Origin of the sequence: Shewanella polaris (genome assembly GCF_006385555.1) — a bacterium.
GTDB lineage: Bacteria > Pseudomonadota > Gammaproteobacteria > Enterobacterales > Shewanellaceae > Shewanella > Shewanella polaris.
This window is the reverse complement of record NZ_CP041036.1, coordinates 2,739,367-2,753,427: the sequence shown is the minus strand read 5'-3', so window position 1 is coordinate 2,753,427 and position 14,061 is coordinate 2,739,367. Positions and strand designations below refer to the sequence as shown.

The 14,061-nt window shown below is 39.6% G+C and carries 16 protein-coding genes and 1 riboswitch; of the genes, 13 read left to right on the top strand and 3 right to left on the bottom strand.

Going from position 1 to position 14,061, the window contains the following annotated elements:
• Positions 1–196: 196 nt before the first annotated feature.
• Positions 197–829 carry a LuxR C-terminal-related transcriptional regulator gene (locus FH971_RS12000; RefSeq protein ID WP_137226795.1) on the top strand — a complete coding sequence of 211 codons (633 nt, stop codon included), beginning with the start codon at positions 197–199 and terminating at the stop codon, positions 827–829.
• A gap of 82 nt (positions 830–911) precedes the next feature.
• On the opposite strand, the gene FH971_RS11995 is transcribed toward FH971_RS12000, so the two are convergent.
• Positions 912–2,672 (bottom strand): M61 family metallopeptidase, encoded by a 1,761-nt coding sequence (locus FH971_RS11995; protein ID WP_140234448.1) that lies wholly within the window; start codon positions 2,670–2,672, stop codon positions 912–914.
• Between the two features lie 204 nt (positions 2,673–2,876).
• On the opposite strand from FH971_RS11995, the gene hinT reads away from it, so the two are divergent.
• From hinT to FH971_RS11940, 11 genes are all read left to right on the top strand, one after another.
• Positions 2,877–3,230 carry a purine nucleoside phosphoramidase gene (hinT, locus tag FH971_RS11990; RefSeq protein WP_137226797.1) on the top strand — a complete coding sequence of 118 codons (354 nt, stop codon included), beginning with the start codon at positions 2,877–2,879 and terminating at the stop codon, positions 3,228–3,230.
• The gene (locus FH971_RS11985; RefSeq protein WP_137226798.1) at positions 3,230–3,739 is read left to right on the top strand and encodes a PaaI family thioesterase; all 510 of its coding nucleotides are present in this window, start codon (positions 3,230–3,232) and stop codon (positions 3,737–3,739) included. Before hinT ends, FH971_RS11985 begins: the two co-directional genes overlap by 1 nt.
• The gene (locus FH971_RS11980) at positions 3,736–4,203 is read left to right on the top strand and encodes a PaaI family thioesterase (protein ID WP_140234447.1); all 468 of its coding nucleotides are present in this window, start codon (positions 3,736–3,738) and stop codon (positions 4,201–4,203) included. The genes FH971_RS11985 and FH971_RS11980 overlap by 4 nt, the downstream gene beginning before the upstream one ends.
• 63 nt (positions 4,204–4,266) lie before the next feature.
• Positions 4,267–4,659 carry a YcfL family putative periplasmic lipoprotein gene (locus FH971_RS11975; RefSeq protein ID WP_137226800.1) on the top strand — a complete coding sequence of 131 codons (393 nt, stop codon included), beginning with the start codon at positions 4,267–4,269 and terminating at the stop codon, positions 4,657–4,659.
• A gap of 169 nt (positions 4,660–4,828) precedes the next feature.
• Positions 4,829–4,935: riboswitch (TPP riboswitch) on the top strand.
• Positions 4,936–4,992: 57 nt separating this feature from the next.
• Positions 4,993–7,194 carry a TonB-dependent receptor gene (locus FH971_RS11970; RefSeq protein ID WP_140234446.1) on the top strand — a complete coding sequence of 734 codons (2,202 nt, stop codon included), beginning with the start codon at positions 4,993–4,995 and terminating at the stop codon, positions 7,192–7,194.
• Positions 7,195–7,248: 54 nt separating this feature from the next.
• Entirely contained in the window at positions 7,249–7,509 is a 261-nt protein-coding gene (locus FH971_RS11965) for a hypothetical protein (protein ID WP_137226802.1), read from the top strand.
• 5 nt (positions 7,510–7,514) lie between these two features.
• Complete coding sequence (pnuC, locus tag FH971_RS11960) at positions 7,515–8,225, top strand: nicotinamide riboside transporter PnuC (RefSeq protein WP_137226803.1); 711 nt, start codon at positions 7,515–7,517, stop codon at positions 8,223–8,225.
• A gap of 36 nt (positions 8,226–8,261) precedes the next feature.
• Complete coding sequence (locus FH971_RS11955; protein ID WP_140234445.1) at positions 8,262–9,260, top strand: phosphotransferase; 999 nt, start codon at positions 8,262–8,264, stop codon at positions 9,258–9,260.
• A gap of 68 nt (positions 9,261–9,328) precedes the next feature.
• Positions 9,329–10,174: a DUF6279 family lipoprotein gene (locus tag FH971_RS11950; protein WP_140234444.1), complete on the top strand. Its 846-nt coding sequence runs from the start codon at positions 9,329–9,331 to the stop codon at positions 10,172–10,174.
• A 91-nt stretch (positions 10,175–10,265) separates the two neighbouring features.
• A complete protein-coding gene (locus FH971_RS11945) occupies positions 10,266–10,859 on the top strand; it encodes an HvfX family Cu-binding RiPP maturation protein (protein WP_137226806.1) in 594 nt (197 codons plus the stop codon).
• A gap of 168 nt (positions 10,860–11,027) precedes the next feature.
• The gene (locus FH971_RS11940; RefSeq protein WP_140234443.1) at positions 11,028–11,576 is read left to right on the top strand and encodes an NAD(P)H nitroreductase; all 549 of its coding nucleotides are present in this window, start codon (positions 11,028–11,030) and stop codon (positions 11,574–11,576) included.
• A gap of 71 nt (positions 11,577–11,647) precedes the next feature.
• On the opposite strand, the gene FH971_RS11935 is transcribed toward FH971_RS11940, so the two are convergent.
• Together FH971_RS11935 and FH971_RS11930 are read right to left on the bottom strand one after the other, a co-directional pair.
• Positions 11,648–11,848: a hypothetical protein gene (locus FH971_RS11935; protein ID WP_137226808.1), complete on the bottom strand. Its 201-nt coding sequence runs from the start codon at positions 11,846–11,848 to the stop codon at positions 11,648–11,650.
• A 172-nt stretch (positions 11,849–12,020) separates the two neighbouring features.
• Positions 12,021–12,737, bottom strand: a complete 717-nt coding sequence (locus tag FH971_RS11930) for a glutathione S-transferase (protein ID WP_137226809.1) — start codon at positions 12,735–12,737, stop codon at positions 12,021–12,023.
• A gap of 273 nt (positions 12,738–13,010) precedes the next feature.
• Between FH971_RS11930 and trhO the strand changes: the two genes are divergently transcribed.
• Complete coding sequence (gene trhO, locus FH971_RS11925) at positions 13,011–14,027, top strand: oxygen-dependent tRNA uridine(34) hydroxylase TrhO (RefSeq protein ID WP_140235585.1); 1,017 nt, start codon at positions 13,011–13,013, stop codon at positions 14,025–14,027.
• The last annotated feature ends 34 nt before the right edge of the window (positions 14,028–14,061 follow it).

Sequence of the window (14,061 nt, the reverse complement as noted above, 5' to 3'; positions counted from 1 at the left end):
TCAATCTAATTAACTAAAATAGAGTTAAATCGATCAGAATTAAGATAATTACCAAACACTAGTACTAAAGTCTATTTTTGTTCTTATAGCTATCCTTTTGGCTTATTTGCAGATGAGGTGCTGATTGTTAGTATTACCATGTATGAATATAGGCTTGGCATTGAGTCATGTATTTTAATCACATGGAGTGTATGAAATGTTTAAAGTCGTAAATTGGATGATAGTATCAAGGTCTCAGCTGTTAACAGACTTATTGGATTGGCGTTGGCCGCAAGAGTTTTTAGCTAAATTATCTAAAAGCCAGCCAAGCTCTATGGCCAAAATGTTAGCTGTAGAACCTATTTCAATAGTATTTTTTGACTTATCAACCATTGACTTACAACAGGTATATCAATTACAGCGTCTTATTGAACGTGAATATTGTTCTATCCATACCGTCTTTATCAATTTCCCTAAACAACTCGATACTCGATTTCTTATTCACCCCACAACGACGTTAGGGGTATTTTATGCTGACAGCAGCTTAAACGAAATTAGTCTTGGCTTAAATAACATCATGAAAGGTCGTAGAGTCATTCCTCAAGAATTATTACGTTCAGCCCTGAACGATGAAAATGACGAGGACAGTGAACCGTTAACCATCCGCGAGCGTGAAGTATTACAGACTTTATTATCTGGTAGTACTAATTTAGATATTGCTAATCAGCTATTTGTCAGCGAATCAACTATTAAAACCCATTTATACCGAGCATTTAGAAAAATTGGGGTGTCTAGTCGTGGACAAGCAATTGCATGGGCGCAAACTCACATGCATGAGGTGAGAATATAATATCTTTAGTGTTTTTAAGATTGAAATGTAATAAAAATGGGTATCAATTGAATTGGTACCCATTTTTTATTTGGCTTTGTCGTTAACAACCTAACCAGAGCATTGTTTTATTAGCATCCTTGATGCTAAGAGAAACCGTGTCTAAAACCGCTTCACGAATAGGCAGTTGTCCTTGCATTAATTCATCACGTCTAAACCAATGTAAGGTAAGTACCTCACCAATGGGTAAGTTTTGTAGTTGTTGTTCAAATTGTGCGGTAACTTGTAAGTTATCTGCTGCAATCAATAAATCTCCAGCGCTAAGGCCAGCTTGATGTGCCGGACTATTTTGGATTACGCTTAACACTTTTAAACCCATTGATTCAGTCTTTGTTTTAGCACCAAAGCCATTGATATACCCCTTAGCATCACCGCCACCTAAATCAGTATTACCTTCACTTGCTCGAAGAGTCATGGACACCCCGACCTGAGCCAATAAAGCTTCAAGCGGAATATCATCACAGTTGTTAAGATAGGCAAATAGATCATCACAAGGGCGGTTTAGTATCGTTTCGACAATTCGCTGATGACTAAACGGATCGGTTCCGATGCCAGTTAAGCCGTATTGTTGCCAAAGCGTTCGCATTACATCATCTAGGCTGTGCTTACCTTGAGATTCAATACGAATGGTTAAATCCAAAAATAATGCAAACAGTGCCCCTTTGGTGTAATAACTGACAATGGCATTGGCGGCATTTTCATCTTGCTTATAAAATTTGGTCCACGCATTAAAGCTTGATTGCGTTAACGTTTGCTTAAAACGGCCTTGGCCTCGATATACTCGAGTCATAATTTGGCTGAGCAGGGTGAGATAACCTGCTTGATCAATACATTGTGATTTAAAAGTAATTAAATCATCGTAATATGATGTGATGCCTTCATACGCCCATAATTGAGACGTATATGATTCTTGTGATAAATCAAATGGGGTAAATTCAGCTGGTTTAATCCGTTTAACATTCCATGAGTGGAAGTATTCGTGGCTACATAATGATAAATAAGTGCAATAACCTTTATCCACAGGCGCATCTAGCGACAAGGGTAAGTCATTACGCGAACACATCAATGCAGTAGATGCTTTATGCTCTAAGCCGCCAAAACCATTATCTAAAACCGTTGTCATAAATACATAGCGCTTAAACGGTGCTGGAGTGCCAAACAAATCGATTTGATATTCGCAAATCGCTTTTAAATCATTGGCCAATCTAGCCATATTGGCTCGGTGTTTACCACTGAGAACGATATCGTGTGGAACACCGGCCGCATAAAATGTTTCGATGGTGAGTTCACCCATTTCAACTGGATGATCGATTAAATCGTCATAATTTTCTGCGCTAAAATCACCAAAACCAAATTGCTCGCCGGTTGTTCTCGTCATGCTGGTGGCCAGCGTCCAATGAGCTAAGTTTGCAAGAGCAGGCTTGGCAATAGTGACCTTATGTGGCTGAGACTCAAGGCCATTAGCGGCTAGAAACACGCTACTGCCATTAAAAAAACCATGATTAGTATCAAGGTGCGCTGTTCGAACAGACAAATCCCATGCATAAATTTGGTAGCACAAGCTAATGTGGCTACCTTGGTTATCCAATTGCCACGTTTGTTTATCTAATTGAGTGACCGAAAGTGATTGTTGATTCTCTTTGGCATCAATTTCAATGATGTTTTTAGCAAAATCGCGGATCATGTAACTGCCAGGTAACCATGCCGGTAATGAGAAAATCTGAGATGGATTGGCGTTTTTTAGCGTAAAGGTAACTTCAAATAAATGAGCTTTTGGGTCGACCGCATGAATATGATAATGCATAAAGAATTCCGAATGAGTGGCAAGTCGCAATCAAAACGATTGAGCTATAATAACCAATGCTGCCAAAATTGACTCACTTAAGCAAACGAATCCCATTTTAGGTAAAATATTAACCATAAAAAGCGTTTTTACTGGAGTGATAGATCAAAGACTTGATAGTATTATCAATAGTTACAATGCAGTTATTTAATGAGGATCCTCCTAATGGCCGAAGAAACCATATTTAGCAAAATTATCCGCCGTGAAATTCCAGCGGATATTTTATACCAAGATGAGTTAGTCACCGCATTTCGGGATATTGCTCCGCAAGCTCCTACGCATATTTTGATTATTCCTAACCATTTAATCGCGACAACGAATGATGTTAAAGCGTCTGATGAAAAAGCATTAGGGAGAATGATAACAGTAGCGGCAAAACTTGCTGATGAAGCGGGTATTGCAGAAGACGGTTATCGCTTAATAATGAATTGTAATAAGCATGGCGGTCAAGAGGTGTATCATATTCATATGCATCTTTTAGGGGGCAAACCATTAGGCCCAATGCTGAGTCGCGGATAATGAAAACTAACAGTGATTTTTTTCCATTAACAGAAGTTGCTACCCGTTTTGTTAATCAACTTGCTCAATGTCGTCGTTTAGGGCTTACGGTGCAAGAAGCCAGCGAGCATCATGTGTTAATTGAGCTGCCTTACAGTCAAGATATTATTGGTTACCCTGACACCGGAGTCATTCACGGTGGAGTGATCACGACCTTGATCGATACTGCTTGCGGCACCGCAGTGGTATGTGCCATTTTGAAAAAGTATCAATCGTTAGAATTGTCTCCAACATTGGATTTACGTGTCGATTACATGAAACCTGCAGAGCCACATAAATCAGTTTATGCCTTTGCTGAATGCTATCGTTTATCGTCAAGCGTTGCCTTTACCCGTGCGATTGCCTATCAAGACAGCATTGATGAACCTATTGCTCATGCTGTGGGTTCATTTATGCGCATTAGTCCTGAAATGGTCGGTGAAGAGTTTCGTCAAGCGTTAATGGGTAATTTGCCGGGGGCTAAATCATGAGCGAGCCAAGCAAAATAGATCCAGCAAAGGGTTTAGATGTTCAAGATGTGGTTAAACGCGCCATTGAACTGAATGATTATAGTTATCTACTTGAGAAAGTACCTTACTCACAATTCATTGGTATGTCTGTGGCCCGTTTTGGCGATGAAATGGTATTTAGACTCCCCGCTAAAGATGACAATATTGGTAACCCGATTTTACCTGCGATACATGGCGGAGTGATTGCTGGGTTTATGGAGATGTCGGCAATTGTGCAATTAATGGTATTTATGCAAGCCAAGAAAGTGCCTAAAATTGTTGATTTTTCGATTGATTATTTACGTGCTGGTTTACATCAAGATACGTTTGCCGAATGTAAAATTACTCGCCAAGGTCGTCGAGTTGCGAACGTGAGCATTAACTGCTGGCAAACCAACCGTAAACAACTTATTGCCACAGCTCGAGCTCATTTTTTGCTGGATTAGTAATATAGTGAGTTTTATTGTTCCACAAAATTAATTTAGCCAGTTTATTAGAAGGACTATAGTATGAAAATAACATCATTATGCTTTATCGCTTCTGCACTGTTACTGAGTGCATGTGCACACAATACTGCGGGAATTGCTGTCGATTCTAGTGGGCTGGTTAGAGTAGATAGCGCCTCATTTGCGAGCGATATCAAGGTGACAAATATTTCATCACACATGGTGGCTGATTTACTTAAAGCATCGGCATTAATTCAAAGTAAATCTAGTACCGACTTACGGGTACAATATAAATTTACTTGGTTTGATGCTAACGGATTGACTGTTGAAGATGAAGCAAGCAGTTGGAAATCGGTTAAATTACATGGCATGCAACAATTACAAGTGAGCGGTGTGGCGCCAAATACCCAAGCAATTCGCTTTGAGATTTACGTACGCGAAACGTTTTCTTATTAATTAGATAACGTCAGTGTTGTTAACCTAACTCAAGTTAACCGGTAGGGGCAAAAATTTTTAAGGCTAACACTTTATTTATCTTCAAGGTGTTAGCTTCAATACCCAGAATATGTTGTGTTATTAAAATGTATGACTGTTCGTGTAATCAGATTGTAGATAGTTTATAATTATGACCGCCAAGGGGTGTTCAGTAAAACTGAACTGAGATGTCTTTATGACGAACCCTTAGAACCTGATCCGGCTTATACCGGCGTAGGAATGGGCCACACTATCTTTATGTGCACCTCTTATTCGCTACTCTTGCCGGATCTCAAAATAATTATTTGAGGTCCTATGTTCACGAAAAATTCTACTGGGTTATCCCACACGCCAATTGCTTTAGCTGTTATTACAGCATTGAGCTCGCCTGTTGCTATCGCTAAAACCGCTGATGTTGAGCGCGTTACACCTGAATCTGAAAAAATGGAAGTGATTGTTGTTAATGCTGACTTTAGTAATATCAGCCTTGATAAAATGCCGTCAAGTGTGACGGTTATTGATGCACAGCAACTAGAAGACGAAGGGGCGCAACATTTTGAAGATGTGCTCAATTCTATTGCCAACTTTAACTGGTCTGGTGGCAGTTCTCGTCCTAAATATTTCCAAATTCGTGGTGTTGGTGAACAAGAACAATATCAAGGTGCACCCAACTCATCCGTAGGCTTTGTGGTCGACGATATCGATCTATCTGGCCTTGGTATGGTATCGAGCATGTATGACATGCAGCAAGTTGAAGTCTTGCGCGGTCCACAAGGTACCCAATATGGTGCTAATGCGTTAGCCGGATTAATTTACTTAAAAAGTAATGACCCTACAGAATCATTTGAACATGGGGCAAAAATCAGTTTAGGTGACGACAACCTTCGCACGCTTTCTGGCTTTAGTTCTGGTCCACTCAGTGATTCGGGTAAATTGCTCTACCGAGTATCACTAGAACAACATAACCAAAATGGCTATCGTGACAACCTCTATCTTAACCGCGATGATACCAATGAACGTGATGAGTTAACGGCGAGGGCTAAGTTTCGTTGGTACGCGACTGATGACTTACAAATCGACTTAACTTTATTGCACGCCAATTTTGATAATGGTTACGATGTATGGACATTGGACAACAATCGCACTAACACCTTAACCGACCAACCTGGGGTTGATACCCAAAAAACCACAGGGACAGGAATTAAGTTCATTTATACTGGAGTGCAAGGATTTGATTTCACTTCGTTAACTTCATTTGCACAAACAGATCATCACAATGGTTATGATGGCGATTGGGCAAATCCAGAGTATTGGGCAAGCAAGGAATGTACTTTGTATGACGATGACTACAATCCTGTTGGCAGTGAGCCATGCGTTTATGATTATACTTGGGATAAAAAGGGTGACCGTAAAACTTTTACTCAAGAGTTTCGCTTGTCGTCAAAAACGGCTGGACGTATCTGGGCGGGCAGCACTGACTGGTTAGTGGGTGTGTACGCAATGAATTTAAAAGAAGATAACGACTTGTACTCCGAGTACAATTCTTACCCTGATGAAGTGTTACAGTCGAGCTATGATGCGACAAACTATGCTGTATTTGCTCAACTAGACAGCCATTTAGGCGATGATTACTTATTGTCGACAGGGTTGCGTTTCGAGCGTCGCGATACTGATTATAGTGACACTAACGAAGATAATTTTACCCCATCAGAAGATATGTGGGGAGGCCATATAGCATTGTCAAAAGTCATTAATGATAATCACAATGCATATGCTCGTGTTGCTCGCGGTTATAAAGCGGGTGGTTTTAATATGACATTACCTGCTGAATTGTCAGACAAGAAAGAATTCGACACTGAGATTTTATATAACTATGAAGTCGGTTTGAAATCGAGCTGGTTTGACGGAGAAGTGGATTCTACATTGGCGCTATTTTATATGGATCGCCAAGATCAACAAGTCGCCGCATCTTTACAAGATCCAGATAGCCCACAGCGGTTTATTCTATTTACCGAAAATGCAGGCAGTTCAAATAACTATGGCGCGGAACTCGATGCAAAATGGTATTTGACAGAAAACATTGAATTTTATGGCAGTTTCGGTTGGTTAGAAACCGAATATGGCCAATATCAATACAGTGACAAATACGGTTCTACCGTCGATTTATCTGGCCGCGACTTAGCGCATTCGCCTAAATTTACTTACAGTGCAGGTATGACCTATGTTGCAGACTCAGGCTGGTTTGCAAACGTGAATGCCAGTGGTAAAAGCCAGTTTTATTATTCAGACAGCAATGAATCTCAGTCAGAAGCCTATACCATTTATAACGCTCGCTTAGGCTATGAAACGCCAACATGGTCGGCATATTTATGGGGCCGCAATTTGTTTGATGAACAATATGGCGTGCGTGGTTTTTATTTTGGCAATGAGCCAGATCAAGACTGGGCTGACAAGCAATATATTCGTTACGGCGACCCACGCCAAATGGGCGTAACATTAGAAGTTCAATTTATGTAATGGCTTGAGGCCGTTGCAACCTGTGTTGTAGCGGCTTTTAATAAGGAATAAAAGATGAAGTTAACTGCAGAAATCAGCATGTATCCGTTTAATGAAAACTATCTTGATCCGATCCAATGGTTTATCGGCAGAGTGGATAGTTATGACAATATTCAACGAGTCACTAACGCGATGGCAACTCAAGTGTGCGGTGAGTATGCCGATGTAATGTCGATGTTAGCCATTGAAATGCAAGCTGCACATAAAAAATGGGGTAAAGCTGTTTTTGTGTGTAAATTTATTGGTGGTGAGCTCGATCTTGCTCATAGCGAATAACTGCAATGAATGATCTATTTATAACGCTACAACAAGCCTTTAATGAAGCGTCATTAATGACGTTTTGGGAGGCTGTTGCCGTTATGCTAGCGCTTGCTTACTTAATTCTTGCCATGCGGACTAACATCTGGTGCTGGTCTGCAGCATTTATTAGTACCGCCATTTATACTGTACTATTTTGGAATGTATCGTTATTGATGGAGTCAGTCCTTAATATTTATTATATGGGGATGGCGGTATATGGTTATTGGCTGTGGTTGCACGTGCCACCGTCTCAGCAAAGTAATTTGCACAATACAGATTTGCAAAATGGTACTCAGCACAACATCGAAACGAATCATCTTAATATTACCAGTTGGTCTTGGAGTACACATGCTAGGCTCATCGGCGCTACATCATTAGTATCTTTGCTGGTGGGATATGGTATGGCTCATTACACGTCGGCAGCATTTCCCTATGTCGACGCGGCAACCACTTGTTTTGCTATAGTAACAACCTATCTAGTGGCTAAAAAAGTGCTGGAGAATTGGCTCTATTGGGTCGTCATTGATTTTGTGTCTATTTACCTTTACTTTCAAAAAGGCTTAATGCTGACATCGGGTTTGTTTGTTTTATATGTCGCGATGGCGGTTGGTGGATACATGATGTGGCGTAAGAAATATCGTCATCATATAATAACGCAAGACAATACGAGTCAAGAGGTGGTTGGAGCATAGCCAACCACAATACCATTTCATTAGAGAAAATATTTGATGTCCCAACCCTTGTTATCTCTACCCATTGATGTGCTCGACATTATGACGAAAACAATGCCAATGGCGTTGTTTAATAGACTTGAAACACAATGTACCGCCATATCATTGCTCAACGCAGGGATCAGTAATCTTAATATTAAGTTATCTTGTGATGATGGCGATAAGGTTTTAAGGGTTAACCAACGCCATAGTAATTGGTGTGATAGGACACTCGAAATAGAATGTTGGCATACGGCTATTGCGGCTCACATTGCCCCAACCCTAGTTTGGGTCAGTGATGACAACCAACTATATTTAAGTGAGTTTATTCATCAACCCAATATCGACTGGTCAATTTTTTCAGCGATCAACAGTTACTCATCTCTGCAGAATGGACAAAACAAGCCAATTTTAACCGTTGATGCTGTTCCTTTATTAACAACACTATTTAGCACACTTATTACCCTACCAGCACCCAATAAAAGTATTACTGTGACTGAGCAGTGGCAACAATATGCGCAGCAGTTAGACCTATTAAGTTCATCGCAAATCGCTCCACAATGGCATGATGCTTGGCATCAATTGTTACGTTTAAATGGGCTTGTTCGACATTGGTTATCACAATTAGAAGCCTGTATGTTGCTGCCGACTTTTTGTCATCGAGATTTAACCCCGCACAATTTACTGTTTAGTGGCGGTAAATCTAATCAGCTGTTTTGTATTGACTATGAATATGCTGTGGCGAGTCATCCATTGTTCGATTTAGCAAGCGTTGTGGCCAGTCATCAGCTATCAAAAACACAAGTGAACCAATTAATCGATAACGTGATCAGACAATATTGTCAGGTCGCTAGCCTCACAGATGTGGCGGCGGCGAAAGCTGCATTACCCGCTGCAATGAATTGTTTTTGGTTATTTTCAGCAATGTGGGCATTACTGATGGCAGCCAAAGATCCACAAAAAGCAACAAAATACTTACAATATTTTACACATTACTTTACATTAATCACTTGCTAATATGCTCCGATAACGTAAAAGGTTCTTACAAAGTATAAGTGAAGCACGTTTTGATAAAGGAATTATCTGTGTCTAAAAAAGTGATTATCCTACTATTAAGTTGCCTATTTTTTGTTGGCTGCTCAACCAAAATAAGTTATTTCTTTTTGGATTGGGCGATAGAGTGGGAAGTTGAAGAATACGTAGAGTTAACCTCAGATCAGCAAGACAAATTTGATGTCATTATCGAATCATTTTTAATTTGGCATCGCCAACAAGAATTGCCGCGTTATCGTGATCAATTGTCTTTATTATCGACACTGACGAATCAACAAACAATGACCCCAGAGCTATGGCTTAACCAAGTGTCATTGGCAAAGGCACATTGGCATCGTATTTTTGATTTTGTCATGCCAGAACTATTACCTATTATGGCAAGTTTCACTAATGAGCAAGTGAATCAAGTGTTAACCCAACTTAAAAAAGAACAACAAGAATTAATCGAAGAATATGCCGGTAAAGATCAAGCCGAATTAATAAAAGACTCAGACAAAAGAATCGTAAAACAATTAACTGAATGGACCGGCAACGCTACTGATGAACAAAAAAATATTATTCATCAAGCTAATACGGAACGTTTAGCCACGTTAGACATGTGGCTTGAGTATCGCCATGAATGGCTAAGTCAATTTGAACAAGCACTTAAACGCCGTCAGCAAACTGATTATTTTACCCAACAAATGAAGTTGTTAATGATCTCGCCTGACGAACTGAAATCTAAAGTTTATCGCGATAATGTTGATGAAAACACCAGAAAATTTGGTTCAATGTTGATTGCGCTTAATAAAACATTTAGTCAAAAACAACGAAAGCACTTCGACAAAAAATTAACTGAATTAGTAGAAGATTTAACTGAACTACACTTAGACAAATAATGTCAATTTTTATCAATTAATGCTTAAGATGAAATGTTTTTAATCTTCAGCGGGTCTCTTACTACAACAACGATTTCAGTCAGGATTATTTATGCAAACACTAAGTGGATTATATCAACAGTTTTTAAATGTAATTAAACATACAGAAGGCTTAGCCGCTTTAATGCTAAGGCTTTATCTTGCACCTGTGTTAATGCAGGCAGGGTACAATAAATTGTCACATTTTGAAGACACTGCTGCATGGTTTGGTAATCCTGATTGGGGCTTAGGTTTACCAATGCCTGAAGTCATGGCAGCATTAGCAGCAGGCACTGAATTATTTGGTGGTTTTTTAATCTTGATTGGTTTAGCCACTCGACTCGTTGCATTGCCAATGATGGTCACCATGTTAGTTGCTGCTTTTGCGGTGCATTTGCCTAATGGCTGGTTGGCCATTGCCGATCCAAGTTCATGGCTAGCGAATGAGAAAGTGTTGGCTGCAGCGGAAAAGCTAGCAGAGGCAAAATCTATTTTACAAGAGCATGGTAATTATGAATGGCTAACCAGTTCGGGTAATTTTGTTATTTTAAATAACGGTATTGAATTCGCGATAACGTATTTATTCATGTTACTGGCTTTATTTGTGATTGGTGGTGGCCGTTACACCAGTGTTGACTATTTTATAGGACGTCGGTTTTTGAAGTAACCTTGTTTATTGGCAAGTTGATCCAACGCAGTTAACAAGGCTAAGAGCTGTTTGAGAAGCGTTTGCTATCACGAGTTTAGGTTACATAGATCAATCCCAAAAAATCCCACCTTATGCGTGGGATTTTTGTTAATATCGGCGTCATCATTTATTCAAAAGGATTGTATCTTGGACGCCAAACAACTGTTATTGACTCGCCAATCGACGCCTCGTTTAATTGCTCCAGCACCCAATGCCGAACAACTCACATTTTTACTTGATGCAGCAGCAAGAGTACCAGACCACGGTGCACTAACGCCTTGGGAGTTTATTATTGCGGTAGATGATGGCTTAGCTAAGTTGGCAAATATTTTTGTTGATGCGGCTAAAAAAAGTGGTGCAGACGAAACTTTTCTCACTAAAGTCGCCAACATGCCTTATCGTGCACCTATGGTGATTACGGTAGTCGCTAAAACACAAACGCATGATAAAGTACCTGCTTTAGAACAGCATATTGCAGCGGGTTGTGCGACGATGGCAATGCAGCAAGCTGCATTTGCGATTGGACTAGGTGCAGTATGGCGTACTGGTGATTTTGCTTTTGATGCTAATGTACATCAACAATTAGGCTTATCGAAACAAGATCAAATAGTGGGCTTTTTATACGTAGGTACGCCTGCGGTAACCGCGCCTGTAAAACCATTAAAAAATGGTCAACAATTCGCCCGTTATTTATAAGTTAGGTCAACAGAGAGTACGAGCCTTTATTGAAAAAACAGGCTCGTTATATTGTCGTTTAGTCTTACTGGCTATTCGTAAAACTCAAGTGGGATCATGTTTTGATAGACATAATAGCCTAATGGTCCCATTAACAAACTGATCATCGACCACACTATACGTTGAGCATTTTTGATATGTGCTTTCGAGGTAAAAGCTCGATAGCAAAAGTGAATATGTAAAACCAGTAATGCGATAAGCATTAATACTAACGTAATATCCATATTATCCATGTCATGTTCCTTTGCGTTCCAGCAATGACTTATTTAAGTATAACCCTAAATTAGAAATCTGCAGTAAAAATAGAATCCATGTTCTTAAACGGCTATTTACTGCGAGTAAGATTAATTTACTTTAAAAATTAACGGATTAATAGTCTGTAAATCATTAAAGATTCATAATTTTTTAATTCTTGCACAAAGGTACTACTTGTCCATCATCGCTTATCGAATATTTGAATTGAATCATATTTTGTTGGGGTAACCACAATGGATATTTGTACATGGTCACATTAAATAGTGGACTGTTCACTAACGTGGTCAACCAAGCGCTTACTTTTGGGTAGGGAATAGCGTTGAACCATACAGGTTCAACATTAGCAAATTGGCGTATAAACGGAAAAATAGCCAAATCAGCTAGTGTAGGGGTGTTGCTGCACAAATAGTTTTGTTGTTGTAATTGATCTTCCAGCAACTGAATAAATTGTTCAGCTTGTTGTCGATACCAAAGCTGACTGTTTTCAGGAAATCTATCTGCATACTTATATTTATCTAACCAAGGTTTAAAGTCATTATCGTTAGCATTAATGAGTGATTCTGTTAATGGCTTATCTAACCAATACTGTAGTGATAGATATTCGTTTGCTGTTAGGTATTTTGTATCCGGTGCAGGGTATTGGGTTAACGCAAAACGCATAATATCCAGGCTTTCACTGATAACTTGGTTATCTGCCGTCACTAACACCGGTACTGTCCCTTTGGCCGAAATAGCCAACATCTCTGCAGGTTTGTTTTTAAGTTCAATCTCACGTACTAACGGATTCAGTTGACTTAAATGAAGCCCAAGACGAGCCCGCATGGCATAGGGGCAACGACGAAATGTGTATAAAATAGCAGAATTCATTAGGTGTCTATAAAATTAAATCTTGCTAATAGAGTAACGCTTTCTGGCTCAAAACCGCAAAATAAAATCCTAATCGCAAAGTAAAAAAAGGGTTTAGATAGTTTTAGTATTTTTTTGAGTGTGACTTAGGTATACTTTCCGCCGTTTTTTTGAGCCTGTGCACAATGCGTAGGCCTTATTATATGCACTGTAATATGCACTGGAAATTAAGTTCCAGCCAGCGGAGTCAACATTTTTATGCAAGAGCCTAAACACAAAACTAAACTAGATACTATGTCAAAAACCATATCAGCATCATCTCAATCCCAAGTTGCTGTGTGCGCGTTATATAAATTTGTTGCGTTACCTCATTTTGAGGCTGTCCGTCAGCCATTGCTTAGCGTCATGGAACAAAACGACATAAAAGGGACTTTGTTACTTGCTCAAGAAGGCATTAATGGCACTGTTGCCGGAACGTCATCAGCGATTGACATTTTATTGGCTTGGTTGGGCACTCAACCTGGTTTAGATCATATTGTAACTAAGCTATCTTTTGATGCTGAAATGCCGTTTTACCGCACCAAAGTTAAGCTAAAAAAAGAAATCGTCACTATGGGGGTTGAAGGCATCGATCCTCGTAAAGTCGTCGGGACCTATGTAAAACCAAAAGACTGGAATGCACTGATTTCAGATCCAGATGTGGTGTTGGTTGATACTCGTAATGATTACGAAGTACAAATTGGTACTTTTAAAAATGCCGTTAATCCAGTAACCGAGACTTTCCGTGAGTTTCCTGAATATGTAAAACAAAACTTAGATCCAGCTAAACACAAAAAAGTGGCGATGTTTTGTACCGGTGGTATTCGCTGTGAAAAATCTACTGCATATTTAAAAGAGCAGGGCTTCGATGAGGTATATCATCTTGAAGGCGGCATTTTAAAATACCTTGAAGAAGTAGAACAAGAGCAAAGCTTATGGGAAGGTGAGTGCTTTGTGTTTGATAACCGTGTAGCGGTAAATCACAGCCTAGAAAAAGGCCAATACGACCAATGTAATGCTTGTCGTATGCCTATTACTGAAGCAGAAAAGCAAACTGAAGCGTATGTTCAAGGTGTCAGCTGTCCTCATTGCATTGATAAAGTGCCGCAAGAACAACGTCAGCGGTTTATTGAGCGTGAACGTCAAGTACAATTAGCTAAACAACGCGGTGAAGCGCATATTGGCAGCGATGTAAAACAAGTCATTGATGCTCGCCGCCAACAAAAAGAAGCTCAGCGTAAAGCACAAGAAAAAGTACACAGCAAAGGGTAGCATTAATTACTTATTGAATAATATTATATTCAAA